Genomic DNA, 18,850 nt, shown 5'->3' on the forward strand with positions numbered 1-18,850 from the left:
AGCCCGGCCCGCACCCGGTCAGCCGACCACCGTCAGCCGACCACCGCCGGGGAACGGGGTGCCTCGGACGCGGCTGCCGGCCGGTAGTGCTCGGTGTGCCCCTCGACGTGGAGCTGGGGCAGCCGACGGTCCAGCCAGGACGGCAGCCACCAGTTGCCGCGTCCGAGCAGGTGCATCACGGCCGGCACCAGCAGCAGCCGGACCAGCGTGGCGTCGATCAGGATGGCCGATCCCATCCCGACCCCGATCACCTTGATCGGTAGGTCGGGGGACGGGACGAAGGCCGCGAACACGGCGACCATGATGGCCGCCGCTGCGGTGATCACCCGCGCGGTGCCCGCCAGCCCGCTGACGATGGACTCCGCGTTGTCGCCCGAGCGCAGCCAGGCTTCGCGCATGCGACTGACCAGGAACACCTCGTAGTCCATCGACAGGCCGAACAGGACGGCGAAGGTCAGCACGGGGACGAAGGCGGGCAGCGGGGTGGGGTTGTCGATGCCGATCAGTCGCCCGGCGGTGCCGCCCTCCAGGACGAGGGCGACCACGCCGTACGCGGCCCCGACCGAGAGCAGGTTCATCACGGCGGCCTTGAGGGCGACGGCCAGGCTGCGGAAGGCCACGAGCAGCAGGAGCATCGAGACCGTGACCACGCCGCCGACGAGCAGCGGGATGCGGCGGGCGATGTTGTCGGTGCTGTCGATCGCCGTGGCGGTCGCCCCGCCGACGTGCACCCGGACGCCGGGGCCGGCGGCGGCGGGGATGACGTGCTCGCGGAGGTCGCGGACCAGGGCCTTGGTCGCCGTGCTCTGCGGCCCGCCGTCCGGAACGACGGTCAGCAGCAGCGAACGCCCGTCGGAGCCGGGCACCGGAGGGGTGACGGCCGCGACGCCGGGTGCCGCCCGCAGTGCGGTGGGCAGCGCGGCCGTCGCGTCGGCGGGGGCGTCCGGCGACACCTCGGCGACCAGCAGCAGCGGCCCGTTGCTGCCCGGCCCGAAGCCGGCGGCCACCGAGTCGTACGCCAGCCGGTTGGAGCGTCCGGCGGGGTCGTTGCCAGCGTCGGGGAAGCCGAAGCGCACGCCGAGGAACGGCGCCGCCAGGGCCAGCAGCACGACGACCCCGATGACGGCACCGAGGACGCGGTGGCGTTCGACCAGCCGGCTCCAGCGCAGCCAGCCGGCGGCGACCGTGCTCCCGGGCTGCGTGACGCGGCGCCGGGGCAGCGGCAGCCGCAGGCGCTCGATGTGCCGCCCGAGGTAGCCGAGCAGGGCGGGGAAGAGGGTGGCGGACGCGGCGAGCACCACGAGCACGGAGAGGATGGCCGAGACCGCGGCACCGCGCATGAACGACAGACCCATCGCGAACAGCCCGAGCATGCTGACCACCACGGTCATCCCGGCGACCACGACCGCGCGGCCGGCGGTGTCCAGCGCGGCGACCGTGGCGGCCTCGGGTGCCAGCCCCTCGGCGCGCCACTCGCGGAACCGGGTGACCAGGAGCAGCGCGTAGTCGATGCCGACGCCGATGCCGAGCATCGCGGCGAGCGAGGTCGACCAGTCCGGCACCGGCATGACCGCCGCGAGGACCGGCAGCAGGGTGCTGCTCACCGCGAGCCCTCCGAGCGCCGTGAGCAGCGGCAGGCCGGCGGCCACGACCGAGCCGAAGGTGAGCACCAGGATCAGGGCGGCGGCCGCCATGCCGATGCCCTCCGAGCCGATCGAGCCCTGCTCGGCCTGCTGGACCGTCATGCCCCCGAGGTGGACGTGCAGTCCGCCGTCGGCCGGTCGGGCGAGGTCGAGCAGCCGTCGGGTGTCCGCCTTGGGCATGTCGGGGGCATTGGCGACGTCGAGGTGGATCTGTCCCAGCGCGGTGCGGCCGTCGGCCGACACCTTGCCGCGCGGACCGTACGGGTCGTCGATGCCGCTGACGTGCGGCACCTCGGACATCCGGGCGAGCAGGCCCTGGACGCGGGTGCGGCTCGCGTCGTCGGTCACGCCGTTGTCGGAGGTCAGCACCAGGCTGATCGTTTCGCCGCCCAGCCCCGGGAAGTCCTGGGCCAGCAGTTCCTGGGCCTGCTTGGAGTCCGAACCGGGTGCGGAGTAGTCCGCGCTGTACTTCGCGCCGAGGCCGACCGAGAGCCCGAGGGCCACGCCGGCGGCGAGCAGCCACAGCAGCACCGTGCGGCCGCGGTTGCGGAAGCTCCAGCCGGCTATTCGGCCCAGCGGGCCGGGCCGGTGCGGCCCGGCGTCACCGGCGGCCGTGCGCCGGCCGCCCTGCGGTCCCTGGGACATGGGGTCCTCCGTACGTCGTGCGGGGCTCCGCCCCAGCAGAGCGTTACGCTTCATAACGCTTCTGATGTGGCGTAACGTTTCCTGCGACGGGTACGGATTGTCAATGCCGTGACTGCCGCACGGAGCCGATGGAGACGCGATGACGGGCGGGGCGAACGGGGTGGACAGGACGAACGGATCGAACGGGGTGAGCGGCGGGCTGAGCCGCCGTGAGCGGGTGCGGGCCGGCACCGTGGAGGAGATCAAGCACGCGGCCCTGGGCCTGATCGTCGAGCACGGCAGCGCGAACCTCCGCTTCACCGACATCGCCCGCAGCATGGGCATGACCCCGCCCGCGCTGTACCGCTACTTCGCCGACCGGGACGAGCTGCTGACCGCCCTGGTCGCCGATTCCTACGACGGCCTGTCGGGCGCGCTGGCGGCGACGCGGGACACGGTCCCGCCGGAGGACCTGGACGGTCGCTTCCTGGCCACCTGCACGGCCTACCGCGCGTGGGCGCAACGGAACCCGGAGCGCTTCGCCCTCATCTTCGGCTCCCCGGTGCCCGGGTACGCGGCCCCGGCGGACGGCCCGACCGTTGCGGCCGGCCGGCGGGTGATGGAGCACGTGGCCGAGATCGTCGCGGACACGGCCGAGCGCGGCCGGCTCGGCAGCCCGCTGGTGCCCGACGCCGGCGAGGCGATGCTGCTGGCGTGGGCCACGGTGCACGGCTTCGTCACCCTTGAGGCGCACGGGCACTTCGACTCCCTCGACCGGGAGGCGCGGGACCGCCTCTTCACCGCCCAGGCGTGCCTTGCCGCGCGCACCGCGGGTCTGGCACCGCCCGAGGACCGGTTGTGACCGCGGCCGGAGCCCGTGTCCCGGGCCCCGGCCGCGTGCGGTGCTACCGACGGATCACACCGTGAGCTGTCGCCGGTCGATCACCGTGCGGAGCTTGCCGCTGGTGGCCGTCCGCTCGAAGGCCCCGCTGTCGGCCGTCTCGACCGTGAAGGCGAGCAGGTCCTCGTCCACGGCGGAGGCGAGCTCGGGGATGGCAGCCGGGAAGGCGGCCGCCGCGGCCGCGGGGTCGGGGGCGTACCTCTCGTCGAGGCGGACGGTGACCCGCTCCCGGCCGTCGCCGGCGTCCAGGATCAGCTGCAGCTCGCCGCGGTAGCCGAGGCGCTCCTCCGCCACCGCGATGAAGCGCCGGACGTTGAGGAAGTACGTGCCGACCCGGACGACGTCCCCGTACCGGCCGAGGAGTTCGATCCGCGGGGTGTGGCTGCCGCACGGGCAGACGCCCTCGACCGAGCGGCCGAGGTCGCCGATCTGGTAGCGCTCCAGACGCTGCCCGGCACGGGTGCGGCTGGTGAACACCAGGCGGCCCGGCTGTCCGGCGGGGGCCGGGCGGTCGGCCTGCGGATCCAGGATCTCCAGCGTGTGCAGGTCGGTCAGGACGTGGTGGACCGATCCCCCGGCGTGGGTGCACTGGTAGCCGAGCGGCCCCAGGTCGGTGCTGCCGTACGACGCCGAGCGGATCACCTCGACGCCGAACTCCTCGGTGAGCACCCGTCGTTGCTCCGCCGTGAAGTGCTCGCCGCCGTAGAACACCTTGCGGATCCCGCCGTAGGCGCGCAGTGCCGCGCCCTGGGCGTGGAACAGCTGCCAGAGGTAGGAGGGCATGCCGAACACCGCGTCGGCGCCGTGCGTCACCAGCGCCTCGGCGGTGGCTGCGTGGTCGGGGCCGGCGGCGATGGGCAGTTGGGTGGCGTTGAGGCGTTCCAGGATGGAGAAGAAGCTGATGAAGCTCCCGTACATGCCGCCGCAGTAGAAGAGGTTGGCGGCGCGGTCCCGGGCCGGGTCGAACCCGGCGGCGAGCAGGCCGTCGGCGGCGGCCCGCATCTGGGTGTCGTAGTCGGCGTTGGTGAACACCGACAGGGCCGGCGCGCCGGTGCTGCCGCCGCTGCGGAAGTACAGGTGGGCGTGGGCCGGTTCGAGGGTGCGCAGCTGCTCCTGCACGCCGGCCTTGTCGAGCAGCGGGCCGCTCGGAGCGGCCGGGACGACCGCGGGGGCCGCCAGGTCGTCCAGGCAGGCGGTGGTGGTGAAGCCCTCGTCCGCCCGGACGCTGACGCGCCGGCCGTAGCGCTGGAGCGCGTAGACGCCGTCGTGGGGCTCGCCGTGGTAGCTGTCGAGCATCCCGCCGACCGGGGTGACCCGCAGCGCGCCCGCGGCGAGCACGGCCTGCGACAGCCGGGCGACGTCGGCGCGGCTGCCGCCGATCGCGGCGGTCTGCAGGTAGCGGCGCATCGGGCGCAGCACGGTCATCACGGCGGTGCGGGGCAGCGGCTTGACCCAGACGCTGCGGTTGAGCGGTGAGGCCGCCAAGGCCGGGCGGGTGTCGGCGAGGACGCGCCAGGACCCGTCCTCGGCGGCGGTGACCCGGGTGAGGCCGAGGTGTTCCTCCAGCCGCGCGACGAGTTCGGTGGTGGTGATCTCGGCGTGCTCGGCCGGTTCGAGCTCGGGCCGGGGCAGCTCGGCGGAGGTGGCGGCGAGGTGGGCCGCGAAGCGTTCGGCGAACGCGAAGACCTCGGCGTGGTCCTCGGTGTCGAGGTAGACCACCTGGGGGCTGGAGCAGGCCTGCTGCTCGAAGCGGCAGACGTCGGCGGCGAGTGCGTCCAGCGTCGCCCCGTCCGACCACGCGTCACGGGTCAGGTAGGCGAAGGAGATCCGGTGGCCCCACTCGATCAGCCGGCAGCCGGCCGGCACCAGCTCGGCGACCGAGCGGACGGCGTCCTCGCCGCCCCAGACCGCCACCGCGTCGGCGGGCGCGCACAGCATGCGCAGCCACTCGGTGCGGGCGGAGGAGAAGCGCAGCACGACGATGCGGCGGGCCAGGGCGCCGGTCGGGTCGGCGGCGGCCAGCGCGGCGAGCAGGTGCTGGGCGAGCAGGGTGTCGCCGCTGCTGGTCTTCAGCACGTTGAGGTTGCCGGTGAGCAGGCCCTCGATGACGCTCAACGGCGCGACGGCGGCGGCGTTGCCGGGGGCGATGTGGACCAGCAGCCCGACCGGGGCCCAGGCCTCGAAGGTGGTCTCCCGGGCGTCGGGCCGGGTGAGGCGCTCGGGGTGCAGCCCGCCGAGTTCGCGTCGGAGCTTGCGCTCCAGGGCCGGGCGGCTGATCGCGTCGGCGATCTCGGAGAGGGTCGCGGCGGCCTCCTCCGGGTCGGTGCCGCCGTCGTTCAGCACGCCGAGCAGGCGGGCGCGGACGGGGCCGTCCGGCCTGCCGAGGGCGTCGGCGAGGTGCCGGCAGGCGCTCAGCACCAGCTCGGTGGGCAGCGGTTCGGCGAGGGTGCGGGTGGCGAGCTCCGGGAGCTCGGCGAGCCGGCGGGCGGCCTCCTCGTCGTCGACGAACGAGCCCTGCCAGAAGTGCACTCCAGCCGCCGCGAGTTCGAGGTTCACGGCGTCGGACTCCACGGCGTCGGGGTTCACTGCGTCGGGGTTCCCGGGTTCCCGGGTTACGGCTTCCGGTTCCAGGGCCTCGGGGTTCATGGTTTCCGGGTTCACGACAGTCCCTTCAGGAGTTCGGCGGCGGCCGCCGCGCAGGTGCGGTTGCGGCTGACGCCGGCACGCCCGTGGACGGTGAACCACGGCGTGGGAAGCGGGCAGGGGCACTCCTGCGCCGGGTGCAGCGAGGCGAGGTCGCCCATGACGACGCTCTGCGCCGGCACCGAGGTGATGTACGGGGAGACCAGGTGGAGGAAGCCGCGTTCGCCGAACGGCAGCGGCTGCAGGGTGCGGGTGTCGCGCACCGCGGCCCGCGACCAGACCGGGACGTGCAGGCGGTGGTGCTCGCACTCGATGTACGGCACGCAGTGCTCGACCGACCCGAAGGTGTCCCGGATCCGCTCCGAAGGGACGCCCAGCTGTTCGGTGACCGCGGCGTAGAACTCGTCCTTGCCGATCTGCCGGTCGGTGTGCCCCTTCCAGCCGCCGCCGAGCAGGACCAGCGAGCCGGCCGGCAGCTGCAGCGGCGGCAGGCCGAGGGTCCGCATCCGTTCCAGGGTGAAGTGCAGGAACGCGGGGAAGCCGAGGATCCGGACCGGCAGGCCGTCCTCGGCGTAGCGCTGCAGGGCGGCGATGCAGCCGTGGACGTCGAACTCGTGGCCGCCGCCGGTGTGCCGCAGGGCGTGCGTGGTGTGGTGGGCCGGAGCGAAGTCGCAGAGGTAGTTGTCGGTGAACGAGGTGCCGAGCTTGAGCTGCGGGGCGGGCTCGTAGCTGTAGAGCAGGTAGTTGACCGGCTGGTCGGGGGTGATCCAGCCGTAGTGGTCGAAGATCCGGGCCACCATGCGCTGGGCGGACCGGATCGTCCACGCGTCGAAGAACATCTGCGACTTCTGGCCGGTGGTGCCGGAGGAGGTCAGGTGGAGGAAGACCTCCTCCCGGGGGATGGAGAGCACCTCGTGCCGCTTGAAGAAGTTGGCGTGCACCAGGGGCGTGCGGACGTCCTCGCCGACGGTCGGCGCGGCGGCCTCCGCCGGGCCGTCCAGCAGGGAGCGGTAGAACGGCGAGCGCTGCGCGTGCCAGGCGTGGCTCTCCGCCATCGCGGCGGCGAACAGGCGGTCCGTCTCCGGCCCCGCCGCGTACGGGGCGGCCAGGTCGCACAGCTGCTGGACGTGCGGGAGCGCGGCGGGGTCCGGGACCTCGACGGGCGCGAGATGGATGTTCAACGGGGAAACCTCGGGATCGGTCATGGGGCGACCTCGGCCAGGGGAAGGGGCAGGTAGGTCGAGGTCCAGGCGGTCAGGTAGGCCGGCAGGTACGGCTGGAGCGGGCTGCCGACGGCGGTGGTCCTGAAGTCGATCTGACGGCTGGTGCGGGACAGCACGACGTAGTCGTGGAAGCGTTCGCCGATCCGGCGCATCGCCGGGTAGACGGCGCTGGGGATGAACCCGGCCGCCAGGAAGGCGTGCAGACCGGCGGTGTCGGACAGCGGCAGCAGCGTCTCGACGTAGTCGGCGCCCGCGCGGGTCACGGCCGCCATCAGCGGCTCCAGCGCACCGGTGACGGCGGCCGGGGAGGGGTGCACCGCCACCAGCGAGCAGCTCGCCGCGACCGGGTCCAGGTCGGCGTACGCCTCGAACGCGCCGTCCGGCGGAGTGAGGACGGCGTTCGGGACGTGCAGCGGGAAGAACCGCTGCGCAGGGTCGGGGAAGAGCTCCAGGAACCGGCGGCGGACGAAGGCGGGCGCGGTGATCAGCTCCATCGGCGCGGTCACCGGGGCGCTGCGCCCGCCGGGGGCGAGGGGGCCGTCCACCGGCTGCGGGTCGCCGTAGTGGACACCGGTGCTCTGCCTCGCGGCCTCCAGCAGGGGGAGCAGGGCTCCGGGCACCAGGTCGACGCTCTCGCGTCGGGCCAGGACGCCGTCGGCGTGCCGGGCGAACAGCGCCAGGCTCTCGCAGCCCGCCACCTCGACGGCGTTCGGCAGCAGGCCGAGGGCGCGGAAGCCGTTGCGGGCGAAGACCTGTTGCGGGCCCGGGGTGACCACCCGCACGGTCGCGTAGATCGAGTCCTGGGCGCCGCTCGCGAAGGCGTCCGCGCAGACCGCGGCGGTCAGCCGGCCGGCCAGGCCGCCGCCGCGCTGCTCGGGGTGGACGGCCAGGCCGACCAGCTTGCCGATCCGGCTGCCGGGGTCGGTCTGCACGGCCACCGACCCGACCAGGTGGCCGGTGTCCTCGCGGCGTGCGGTGAGCCAGTGGGTGTGCGGGTCGGCGATCAGGCGGCGCATCTCGGCCGGGTCGCTGCCGAGCGCGACGGGATAGCCGTGGCCGTAGACGTCGAAGTAGAGCTGGCGCAGCTGGGCGACGTCCTGGGGGGCCGCGGGGGCGATCGTCACGGGCATCGGGCGTCCTCGATCGGTTGCGCGGCCGGGGCTCCCTGCGGGGCCGGCGCGGGGTCGGGGGTGGCCGGTTCGCGTCGGCCGGTCCACCACAGGGCGGCGGCGACCGGGAGGACGCCGAGGGCCTGGACCAGGCAGAGCGTGCGCGGCGAGAGGTGGTCGCCGAGCAGGCCGAACACCAGGGAGGACACTGGGAAGGTGGCGCCCAGCAGTGCCTGCATCACGGCGAAGAAGCCTGGCCGGTCCCCGGTCGGCACCAGCCGCTGGAACAGCGCGACGAACCGGACACCGATCACGCCCACGCACCAGCCGGCGACCGCCATCGACCCCACCGCCGCGGCCTGGCTGTCGAGCAGGCCGGGCAGGCCGAGTGCGACGGCCAGCAGGCCGAGGCATCCGGCGCCGACCGCGGTGGGGGAGCCCGGGACGCGGCCGCCGGTGAACGAGCCCACCAGGGTGCCGGCGCCGAGGGCCGCCTCCAGTGCGGCGACGGTCGAGCCGTCGGAGTGCAGCACCGCGCGGGTGAACAGGGGCATCACCACGAACACCGCCGTGGTGAACAGGTTCGCCGCGGCGAAGCAGAGCAACACCCGCCGGACGAAGGGGAGTTCGGCCAGGATCCGGCGCAGTGGCCGTGGCGCGGAGGGTCCGCCGCCGTCCGGGGCCTGGGCGTCCGTGGCCTGCTCCGCGGCGTGGGCGTCCGGGCCGGTGGGGAAGCGGGTCGCGCCGATCAGGGCGGCCGCCAGCAGGTAGGCGCCGGCGCACCCGGTGATGATCCCCGCCGGCCCGGCCGCGTCCACCACCAGCGGGCCCAGCAGCCCGCCGGCCAGCCCGGCCAGCGACTGGGTGGCGAGCTCGAAGCCGGTTGCGGCCTCGATGTCGGCGTCCTCGACCAGCTCCGGCACGGAGGTGGTCAGACAGGGGTCGAAGAGCGCCTGGCAGCCCGCCAGCAGCAGCGCCGCGCCGTAGGCGACGGCCATCGGCAGCGCCGTGGTGTACGTCCACACGGCCGTGCCGAGGGCGACCAGACCGGCGGCGGCAGCCGAGCCGCCCAGCACCGTCCGGTGCGGGCAGCGGGCGATGACCCTGGCCACCAGTGGCGCCAGGGCGACCGCGGGCAGGGTGCTGACGGCGAGGAAGAGGCCGGATGCCAGGCCGCGGTCCGCGCCGCCGGCGTATCCCACCAGCCACCACACCGCGCCGACCTGGAACATCCGTCCGGCGGCCTGGGTGAGGACCTGGGCGGCCCAGACGGCGCCGAACCGCCGGTTGCGCAGCACGAGGGGCAGGCGGCGGCCGCCCGCGGCGGGGGCCGCTCCGGGGCCCGCATCGGGGGCTGTCCCGGCGGCCGTTCCGGTGGCTGTCCCGGGAGCCGGTCCGGCGGCCGTTCCGTGGGCCGTCACGAGTGCGGCCGTTCGTCGAGGACGCGGATCAGTTTGCCCGTCCGCGGGTTGACGGCGAGTTCCTGCTGGCGCACCCAGCTGACGGACAGCGGGTGGACGTAGCCGGCGGCGACCGCCTCCGGGTACAGCGGTCGCGCCGCGTGGATCCCGGCCTCGACGGCGGCGGCCAGCTCGGGGAGGCCGCTCGGGTTCCCGTCGCAGGCCAGCCGCAGCACCAGGCCGTCCCGGCCGTCCCAGCGGCGCACGACCAGCTGCACACCGGTGACCCGGCCGGCCGGGTCGGCGGTCCGGACGAGGTCGAGCACGTCCTGGGTGTACAGGGACACCGGCCCGACCCGGACTCCCTCCTGGGCCCGGCCGAGGATGCGGAACCGTCCGGCGGCGGGGTCGGTCCACTCGGCGCGGTCCCCGACGGGGTAGCGCAGGACCGGCATCAGCCGTCGCCGCAGGTCCGTCACCACGACCCGCCCCGGCACACCGGCCCGGGTGATCGGCTCGCCGGTGTGCTCGTCGAGGATCTCCACCACCGTCTCCGGGGTGAACACCCGGTGCACCCGGGTGTCCTCCCCGGCCACCGGTCGGCCGACCAGCCCGGCGTCGACGGCGGCGTAGCCGATCGAGGAGATCCGGGCGTTGGGGAAGACCTTGCCGAGCAGCGGTTCCTGGTCCTGGTACAGGCCCTCGCCGCCGAACAACAGCAGCTCCACGGAGGGGAGTTCGCGGCCGGTGGCCAGCAGGTGGTCGGCCAGTCCGCACAGCGTGGTCGGAGTGCCGGCCACCACCTCGACCGCGAACTGCTCCAGGGTCTGCGCGGTCGACTCCAGCGGCGCGGCCCCGCCGATCGGCAGCCGGACGTTGGCGACGGGCGAGCGGTGCAGGGCGTCGAGGATGAAGGTGTAGCTGGCGTACAGGTCGCCCGCGTAGAAGAGGTCGGCGACCCGGTGCCCCGGGCGCAGTCCGGCATCGACCAGCCCGGCGCCGAAGGAGGTGGTGAACTCCCGCCACTCCTCCCGGCTGTAGAACGAGAACTTCGGCGAGCCGGTGGTGCCACCGCTCTTGAAGACCACCGCCTCCTCCAGCGGACCGGTGAGCAGCCGGTTGTCGCGAGGCGTGTTGGCCTGCCAGAAGTCGGCCTGCGGGACGACCGGGAGGTCGGTCAGCCGTGCGGTCCGGTCCGGCAGACCGGCGTACAGCTCCGCGTAGAAGGGCGAATTGCGGCGCGCGAACCGTACGAGTTCCGCTATTGGTTGAACGGGCATCAATTCCTGCTCTGAGGCTGTGAGGAGAACGGACCGAGCGTGCCGCATCACGAATCCGGATGCGCACAGATCATTCGGTCGACACTGAGGCGAAGTCAGGAGGAACTGGCCTCCTACTCGCAGGAAGAGAGGCTAGCACCTTGATGGGCCTTCGGATCCCAGTCGACAGCCTGCCGTTGGGTTGGTGATGACGCGAACTGAGGCTTCATCAGCAGGATTTTCCGGCAGTCCGGAATGGAATGGTGACCTGCGTCTCAGTCGAGAATTCGACAGCCGCACATGAAATGTCTCGAATTCAACTAAAGCTAATCGCGGAGGATTTCGGCCACGCTCGGGGAGAGCCGGCCGCCCGGGGTGGGTGTCAGCAGGCGGCGGCGAGCGAGTCGACGAGGATGTCCAGCCCTTCCCGGGCCTCGTCCTCGGTCAGGGTGAGTGCGGGGGCCATCCGCAGGGCGTGGCCGTGGAGGCCGCCCTTGCCGATGAGCAGGCCCCGCTCCTTCGCGCGCTCCAGCACCCTGGTGGCCAGCGACGGGCTCGGCGATCCCGTGCCGGGGTCGATCAGGTCGACGGCGAACATCAGGCCCTTGCCCCGGACGTCCCGCGCGATCGGCAGCCGTTCCGCCGCCGCCCGCAGGCCGTCGATCAGCAGGCGGCCGAGCCGGTGTGCGTTGGTTTGGAGGTCGTGGGCGAGCAGGTAGTCGAGCGTGGCCCCGGCCGCCGCCGTCGCGATCGGGTTGCCGCCGAAGGTGGAGATGCCGTTGGCCGGGAGTGCGTCCAGCAGCGCGCCGTCCGCGACGACGCCGCCGATCGCGAAGCCGTTCCCCAGGCCCTTCGCGAAGGTCATGGCGTGGGGTGTCACACCGTGGGCCTGGATGCCCCAGAAGTGCTCTCCGGTACGGCCCCAGCCCGTCTGCACCTCGTCCGAGACCAGCAGGATCCCGTACCGGTCCAGGGTCTCCCGGTACCTCGCGAGGAGCCCGTCCGGTGCGGCGGTGAAGCCTCCGACGCCCTGGACGGGCTCCACGATCAGGCAGGCGACGTCGGTGGCGGTGGCCGTGTCGAGGACGTGCTGCAGGTCGTCCGCGCAGAAGGCCAGGAACTCCTCGTCGGACAGGTGCGGGAAGCGTGCGCGGTCGGCGCCGTGCAGGTAGTGCACGTTGACGGGGGAGAGCGAGGAGTTCTTCCAGCTCCGATTGCCCGTCACGGCCGTGGCCGCGTACGAACGCCCGTGGTAGCTGTTGCGCAGGGCGAGCACCTGGTCGGACCGGCGGGCGTGGGTGGCGAGCAGCAGTGCCGTCTCGTTGGCCTCGGTGCCGGAGTTGGTGAAGAAGACCTTGGCGTTCGGGATGCCCGACAGTTCCGCGATCCGCTCGGCCAGCTCCACCTGGGGGCGGATGAGGTACAGCGTCGAGGTGTGCGCGACCCCGGTGCGCAGCTGCCGTTCGACGGCCTCCCGGACCTCGGGCACGTCGTACCCGAGCATGTTGGTGAGGATGCCGCCGAAGAAGTCGAGGTAGCTGCGCCCGTCGGAGTCGGTGACGCGGCGCCCCCGGCCGCTCACGATCTCGATCGGCTCGTCGTAGTAGAGCGACATCCACTTCGGCATGACCGCGCGATGGCGGCCGAGCAGGTTCGACATGCGGGGCTCACTCTCCCTGCGACGGCATCGACTTGGTGTTCGACCGGACGGCCGGGACGCGTGGACGGCTGCCAGGGAAGAGAAGCTACCCGACCTCTGCTCCGCAAACCGGTCAAATCGGGCGCGACACGGGCCGCGGCTCCACCGGCCGCGACCCGCTGCCGCCCGGTTCCCCGGCCGGATTCGGATCAAGGGCGGGAGCCCTTATGGGCTTTGGTGCGATTTGTCCGTATTGAGAGAAAAGTGGTGGCTCGCAAGCCCGGTCGGGGAACGACTTGTGTGCCGAATCACAGCCGGCCGATGGCGGCATCCCGAAACCCCGCCCGACCAGGAGACTTGGCCAGGTGCATGATCAATGCCGCCGGTCCGGCCGGGGCATCGAGCTTGCATACGGACCATCCCTCCTTCAGGCTGCTGCGAGTCCACAGCCGAGGGGGGAACGAAAGGGTCCTTCCTCGTATGGCGAAACACTCGAAGCACCGCCGCAGCACGTCCGGCGGGCGCCGCTTCCTCGCGCTCGGGATCGCGCTGGCCGCCACCGGAACCGGCGCAGCCGCCTGGGCCATGCCCAGCAACTCGACGGAGCCGGTCGTGGTCGACTCGATCTCGGTCACGCCGACCGGTTCCGCCGCCGGCAGCCCGGTCACGGCCACCGCCAAGCTGCACGCCACGCGCCAGACCGCGGTCCAGGCGCTGACCATCGCGGTGCGGTCGGCCAACGGCGCCCACTACGACTTCCGCGGTGCGATCCCGGCCACCCTGACCTCCTCGCAGCTCACGTTCACGCCGGAGAGCCGCACGTTCCCGGCGGGCACGTACACGTACTTCGTGGCGTACGAGAGCGCCAACCGCTGGCACAACCTGAGCCCGGTGAACACCTTCACCTCGGGTGCCCCCTCGGCCCCGGCGTCGAGCCCGTCGCCCACGGCCACCGGGTCGGCCACCGCGTCGCCGTCTCCGACCGCCACCGCGAGCGCCACGCCGTCGCCGACCGCGACCGCCACGGCGAAGCCGTCCCCGACTGCCACGGGTACGCCCTCGCCCCCCGCCACCGCCACGCCGTCGCCGACCGCGACCGCCACCGGCACGCCCTCGCCCAGCGCGACCGCGACAGCGACCGCCACGGCCACGCCGTCGCCGACCGCCACGCCCACGGCGACCGGCGGCGCCTCCGCCGGGCCGGTCGGGGTCCCGGGCACCTGGCACCAGGTCTTCGCGGACGAGTTCAACGGCAGTTCGCTCGACGCCGCCAAGTGGAACCCCAACTGGTTCGGCTGCAGCACCTGCACGACCCAGCCGGTGAACTCCCAGGAGTCCGCCGCGTACTCCCCGTCCCAGGTCGCGGTCAACGGCGGCAGCCTGCACCTGACGGCGGTCCAGAAGCCGGCCACCGTGAACGGCAAGACCTACCCGTACACCTCGGGCCTGATCAACACGAACGGCAAGGCCCAGTTCACCTACGGTGCGTTCGAGGCCCGGATCTACCTGCCGCCGTCCGGCTCGCAGGTCGCCAACTGGCCCGCTTTCTGGACGGACGGCCAGAGCTGGCCGACCGACGGTGAGATGGACGTGATGGAGGGCCTGGGTGGCGAGGCCTGCTACCACTTCCACTCCGACGCGGGCGGCCCCGGCAGCTGCGCCCACGGGGACTACAGCGGCTGGCACACCTACGGCGCGGAGTGGGCGCCGGGCTCGGTCACCTACTACTACGACGGCGTGAAGGTCGGGCAGATCACCACCGGCATCACCTCGGCGCCGATGTACCTGATCCTGAACAACGCGGTCGATTCCAAGTACCCGGCCGTCACCCCGGCCGACATGCAGGTCGACTACGTGCGGGTGTGGCAGCACTGACCCACCGCCCTGACAGCGGCCCGGCCGCGCGGACTCCCACCGCGCGCCCGGGCCGCTGCGTCACACGTGCCGGCGCCGACGACCCCGGCCCGCGACGGCCCCCGTCCCGTCGGGACCCGCCCGAGGGGGCGGGCGAGGGCCTGCGACCACTGCCGCCGGTGCCCCGAGGGCGGCGGCCGGAACGAACCGGAACCGATCGCCCCGCCCGCACGTCATCTCCCGCGGGGTGTCGAAGACTTGACGTCCCCGCAGCTCTTCACCGCCGAGGCCCGAGGAGATCCATGGTCGACACCGTCAGCTCCCTGACCACCCGTCTGCACGAAGTGCTGGTGGAGTTCCTGAGCAAGGGGCCCGGCGTGGGGACCAGGGGCCTCCACGACGTCGTCGCCCGCGCCGGGGCGCTCGGCCCCGCGGGTGCCTGGCTCGCCGCGTCGGGCCACGCGAGCCTCGCCGGGCTGGCGTGGTCGCAGGGGCAGGTGGACACGACCGTCCTCCACCTGGAGGCCGCGGTGTCCGGGGGCTTCAACGACTGCGTGGCGCTCCACATGGCCCCCATGCTCCCGCTTCACCGGGACCCCCGCTTCCGGGCCCTGTACGAGCGGATGCGCATCACCCAGGCCGACCTCGACGAGTACTTCTGGCTGCACCGCGAGATGCAGATCATGGTGAGGGACGCCCAGGACGCGACCGTCGACAACATAGGCCGCCTCGACACCGGGGTGTCGCTGCTCCCGCAGGCCCCCCTGCCGACCCGCGAACCGAACACCCCGGGTGTCCTGATCACCCGCCTCGATGTCGCCGCGGCCCAGACCGCGATCCAACAGGCCGCCGTGAAGGCGGAGTTCCAGCGCAGCGCCGGCAACACCAGCCTCGATCTGATCGACGGCTCGTGGGACCAGCCCCGTGCGATGCGCGACGCCTGGTACGCGGACGAGCTGGAAACCCGGCGCCGGCGGGCCGCCGAGGCCCGGGCCTTCGTCGAACGCCCCGGCGCCGACACCACGCTCGTCCCCTGCCCACCGCTGGGCTCGATCACCTACCCGGGCTGATCGCCGCGGCCCGGCCGGGCCCCCGCAGCCCTGCGGGGGCCGCGGGGCGGTCACTCAGGCTCCGGTCAGCCACTCTTCTTCGAGACCGTGGAGAACGAACCCGTTCTCGAAGCGCACCTTGTACGTGATCCGAGCACCGGCGCCGCCGTCGTACGCCGAGTACTGGATGACTCGCTGACGGAGGTTGTCGATCAGGCTCGCCGCGAAGGGGTCGAACTGTTGGCCGCGGATCTGCTGGTCGAAGCTCGCGAGGTGGTCCTGGGCACCGCCGCCGGCCTCCTTCGCCGAGCCCGTGACGATGCCCTGCAAGCCCCCGGCCAGGAACAGCGGACCGGGGGAGCCGTCCCCGGCCACTGCGCCGTCCGCGGTGACCTGCACGTCCCTGGTCAGTTTCACCCTCGCGCCGGTCTCGTACGGCATGGGTGGTCCCCCCTCGTTCGATCGTGGCCTGACGCAGGCAAGCGTAGTCGGGGAGCCGTGGCGGGAAAGGGCGTTCGACGAGTCGGCGGCCCGTGGTCCGCGCCGACCGTGAGGTTGAAGACGAAACGACCGTGGGCTGCAAGGAGGGCGATCCCGCCGGGTGGGCCCGGGCCCGGGCTCCCGGGCCCCGTGGCGGACGGTCGCCTGGTCAGGGCGGGTCCGGCGGTCACATCGCGCGCGCGGGCCGAACATACCGGACAGTGGCAGCAGAAGGACTTTCATCGGACGGAGTCCGGCAGACCTTCGGAGAAACGGCATGGAGCGCTACCCACTCATCGCCGACCACGGCCTCGTGGGGGACCTGCAGACCACCGCGCTGGTGTCCGCGGAGGGCGTCATCGACTGGTTCGCGGCCCCGAGATTCGACTCGCCGAGCGTGTTCGCCGCGTTGCTGGACCACGACCGGGGCGGCTACTTCCGCCTGTCGCCGGAGCATCCCGAGGACACCCGCAGGCAGCTCTACTACCCGGACACGGCCGTCCTGGTCACCCGCTTCATGTCGCCGGACGGCGTCGGCGAGGTGGTGGACTGGATGCCGCCCGACCGCACCCAGCGCCCCACTGACCGGCACACCCTGGTCAGGCTGGTGCGGGCGGTGCGCGGCAGGGTCCGCTTCACCCTGGAGTGCCGGCCGCGCTTCGACTACGGGCGGGCCTCCCACGAGCTGCGGCTCGGCCCCGAGGGCGCCTCGTTCCGCGCACCGGGCATCGCCGCACACCTGCAGAGCACCTTCCCCCTGGTGCGGGACGGGGACGACGTCCGCGGCGAGGTGGTCCTGGACGCCGGAGGGTCCGCCGGGGCCCAGCTGACCGTCTGCGGACCCGACGGCGAGGCGCCCGCTCCGCTCGACCTCGGCGCACTCCACGAGCAGATGTGGGAGGTCGGCGAGTTCTGGCAGAACTGGGTGCGCACCTCCCACTACCGCGGCCGCTGGCCGGACATGGTGAACCGCTCGGCGATCACCCTCAAGCTGCTCACCTACTCGCCCACGGGCGCGCCGATCGCCGCCGCCACCATGGGCCTGCCCGAGCAGGTCGGCGGTGAGCGCAACTGGGACTACCGCTACTCCTGGGTCCGTGACGGCGCGCTGTCGGTCCGGGCGTTGCTGGACCTCGGGTTCGTCGAGGAGGCGGCCAGGTTCACGAGGTGGCTCGGGGACCGGATGCACGACCGGGCGGACTCCCCGGGGGAACGCCTGCAGATCATGTACCGCGTCGACGGGGACCCCAACCTCACCGAGGAGATCCTCGACCACCTGGAGGGCTACCGCGGCTCCCACCCCGTGCGGGCCGGGAACGCCGCCGCCGACCAGCTCCAGCTCGACATCTACGGCGAGGCGCTCTACGCGCTGGCGGAGGGGCAGGAGCTCGGCGCGCAGTCGGGCTACCACGGCTGGAAGGGGCTCGCCCGCACGGTGGACTGGCTGGCCGAGACCTGGGACCGGCCCGACGAGGGCATCTGGGAGACCCGCGGCGGGCGTCAGAACTTCACCTACAGCCGGGTGATGTGCTGGGTCGCGTTCGACCGGGCCCTGCACGTGGCCCAGCAGTACAGCAGGCCCGCGGACACCGTGCGCTGGACGGCGGCCCGCGACGCCATCCTCGAACAGGTCATGGAACACGGGTGGAGCCAGACCGAACAGGCGCTCGTCCAGCACTACGACGGCGACGTCCTGGACGCCTCGCTGCTGCTCATTCCCCGGCTGCGGTTCATCGCCCCGAAGAGTCCGGGCTGGCTGAACACGCTGGACGCCATGGAGCGCAAGCTGGTCTCCGACAGTCTGGTCTACCGCTACGACCCGGCCGCCTCGCCGGACGGCCTGCGCGGCTCGGAGGGCACCTTCAGCCTGTGCACGTTCCTGTACGTGGACGCGCTGGCCAGGGCCGGGCGGCTGCGCCAGGCGCGCTACACCTTCGAGAAGATGCACACCTACGCCAACCACGTCGGTCTGTTCGCCGAGGAGATCGGGCCCAGCGGCGAGCAACTGGGCAACTTCCCGCAGGCGTTCACCCACCTCGCGCTGATCATGGCCGCCACCACGCTGGACGAGGCGCTCGACAAGCAACAGCGGCGCGGATGACCGCCCGACAGGCCGCGCAGAGCGCAGCCGACTTCGGCGAGCTGTACCGGGCGCTGCGCTCGCGCTCGGCGTGGGCCGCCGGCGAGCGCGGCGCGCTGGTGGCGCTCACCCCCGCGCGCGTGGCGGCCGCCGCCGCCGAGGTGCGGACCGGTCGTGCGGTCGGCCTCGCCGCGCCCGTTCAGACCCGGCCGGGACCGGACGACCCCGAGCCGGCGCAGCACAGCATGACGGCGGTGCCGGACGGCCGGACGGGCGGGCTCGACTTCGCGATGGACCGATTCGCCATGAACGTGCACGGCGACGCCGACAGCCACCTCGACGCCCTGTGCCACGTGGTCTACGACGGGACGCTGCACGGCGGCGTGCCGGCGGACGTCGTCACGGCGTCCGGGGCCGCGGCGCTGTCCGTCGAGGCGGCCCGGGACGGGATCGTCGGCCGCGGTGTCCTGCTCGACGTCCCGAGGCTGCGTGGCGTGCCGTGGCTGGAGCCCGGCGACCACGTCGGCGCGGAGGACCTCGCCGCGGCCGAGGTCGCCCAGGGCGTCCGGGTGGGCGAGGGCGACCTGCTCCTCGTCCGGGTCGGCCACCGCAGGCGCCGCGCCGAGCTCGGGGCCTGGCCCGCCGCGCGGGCGCGGGCCGGGCTCCACCCGTCCGCGCTGGAGTTCCTGGCGGACCGTCGGGTCTGCGTGCTGGGCGGCGACGGGAACAACGACACCGCCCCGAGCCCGACGGAGGGCGTCGACTTCCCGGTGCACGTCCTGGCCGTGCACGCGATGGGGCTGCACCTGCTGGACTACCTGTGCTTCGAGGAGCTGGCGCCGCTCTGCGCGCGGGAGGGGCGGTGGGCGTTCCTCTGCGTGGTGGCGCCGCTGCGGCTGCCGGGCGCCACCGGGTCCCCGGTCAACCCGGTCGCCGTCCTGTGAGG

13 protein-coding genes are annotated in these 18,850 nt (G+C 73.3%); 5 read left to right on the plus strand and 8 right to left on the minus strand.

Annotated elements, in window-relative coordinates; all coding sequences use genetic code 11:
* Positions 1 to 32: 32 nt before the first annotated feature.
* On the minus strand, positions 33 to 2,288 hold the full coding sequence (locus tag ACZ7KX_RS17790) for an MMPL family transporter (protein WP_470327222.1): 2,256 nt from the start codon (positions 2,286 to 2,288) through the stop codon (positions 33 to 35).
* Positions 2,289 to 2,475: 187 nt separating this feature from the next.
* Here ACZ7KX_RS17790 and ACZ7KX_RS17795 point away from each other — a divergent pair, with 187 nt between their 5' ends.
* The gene (locus tag ACZ7KX_RS17795) at positions 2,476 to 3,129 is read left to right on the plus strand and encodes a TetR/AcrR family transcriptional regulator (protein WP_470327223.1); all 654 of its coding nucleotides are present in this window, start codon (positions 2,476 to 2,478) and stop codon (positions 3,127 to 3,129) included.
* 54 nt (positions 3,130 to 3,183) lie between these two features.
* Here the strand turns inward: ACZ7KX_RS17795 and ACZ7KX_RS17800 are convergent, their stop codons facing one another.
* The 6 genes from ACZ7KX_RS17800 to ACZ7KX_RS17825 all read right to left on the minus strand — a co-directional run bounded on the left by ACZ7KX_RS17800 (position 3,184) and on the right by ACZ7KX_RS17825 (position 12,462).
* Positions 3,184 to 5,754: an acyl-CoA reductase gene (locus tag ACZ7KX_RS17800; protein ID WP_470327224.1), complete on the minus strand. Its 2,571-nt coding sequence runs from the start codon at positions 5,752 to 5,754 to the stop codon at positions 3,184 to 3,186.
* Positions 5,755 to 5,825: 71 nt separating this feature from the next.
* Entirely contained in the window at positions 5,826 to 6,992 is a 1,167-nt protein-coding gene (locus ACZ7KX_RS17805) for a LuxE/PaaK family acyltransferase (RefSeq protein WP_350524416.1), read from the minus strand.
* A gap of 20 nt (positions 6,993 to 7,012) precedes the next feature.
* Positions 7,013 to 8,164, minus strand: coding sequence for a GNAT family N-acetyltransferase (locus ACZ7KX_RS17810; protein ID WP_470327225.1), 1,152 nt, complete (start codon positions 8,162 to 8,164; stop codon positions 7,013 to 7,015).
* Positions 8,155 to 9,441, minus strand: coding sequence for an MFS transporter (locus tag ACZ7KX_RS17815; RefSeq protein ID WP_470327226.1), 1,287 nt, complete (start codon positions 9,439 to 9,441; stop codon positions 8,155 to 8,157). The genes ACZ7KX_RS17810 and ACZ7KX_RS17815 overlap by 10 nt, the downstream gene beginning before the upstream one ends.
* 119 nt (positions 9,442 to 9,560) lie before the next feature.
* Positions 9,561 to 10,823, minus strand: coding sequence for a phenylacetate--CoA ligase family protein (locus ACZ7KX_RS17820; RefSeq protein ID WP_470327227.1), 1,263 nt, complete (start codon positions 10,821 to 10,823; stop codon positions 9,561 to 9,563).
* Between the two features lie 361 nt (positions 10,824 to 11,184).
* Positions 11,185 to 12,462, minus strand: coding sequence for an aspartate aminotransferase family protein (locus ACZ7KX_RS17825; RefSeq protein ID WP_470327228.1), 1,278 nt, complete (start codon positions 12,460 to 12,462; stop codon positions 11,185 to 11,187).
* 459 nt (positions 12,463 to 12,921) lie between these two features.
* On the opposite strand from ACZ7KX_RS17825, the gene ACZ7KX_RS17830 reads away from it, so the two are divergent.
* Both ACZ7KX_RS17830 and ACZ7KX_RS17835 read left to right on the plus strand, forming a co-directional pair.
* Complete coding sequence (locus ACZ7KX_RS17830) at positions 12,922 to 14,316, plus strand: family 16 glycosylhydrolase (protein WP_470327229.1); 1,395 nt, start codon at positions 12,922 to 12,924, stop codon at positions 14,314 to 14,316.
* Between the two features lie 281 nt (positions 14,317 to 14,597).
* Positions 14,598 to 15,365: a hypothetical protein gene (locus ACZ7KX_RS17835; protein ID WP_470327230.1), complete on the plus strand. Its 768-nt coding sequence runs from the start codon at positions 14,598 to 14,600 to the stop codon at positions 15,363 to 15,365.
* A 54-nt stretch (positions 15,366 to 15,419) separates the two neighbouring features.
* Here the strand turns inward: ACZ7KX_RS17835 and ACZ7KX_RS17840 are convergent, their stop codons facing one another.
* Complete coding sequence (locus ACZ7KX_RS17840) at positions 15,420 to 15,785, minus strand: hypothetical protein (protein WP_470327231.1); 366 nt, start codon at positions 15,783 to 15,785, stop codon at positions 15,420 to 15,422.
* Positions 15,786 to 16,101: 316 nt separating this feature from the next.
* Between ACZ7KX_RS17840 and ACZ7KX_RS17845 the strand changes: the two genes are divergently transcribed.
* A complete protein-coding gene (locus ACZ7KX_RS17845; RefSeq protein WP_470327232.1) occupies positions 16,102 to 17,925 on the plus strand; it encodes a glycoside hydrolase family 15 protein in 1,824 nt (607 codons plus the stop codon).
* Positions 17,922 to 18,848, plus strand: a complete 927-nt coding sequence (locus tag ACZ7KX_RS17850; RefSeq protein WP_470327233.1) for a cyclase family protein — start codon at positions 17,922 to 17,924, stop codon at positions 18,846 to 18,848. The genes ACZ7KX_RS17845 and ACZ7KX_RS17850 overlap by 4 nt, the downstream gene beginning before the upstream one ends.
* The last annotated feature ends 2 nt before the right edge of the window (positions 18,849 to 18,850 follow it).

The sequence above is a fragment of the Kitasatospora sp. NPDC038210 genome, from assembly GCF_055600605.1.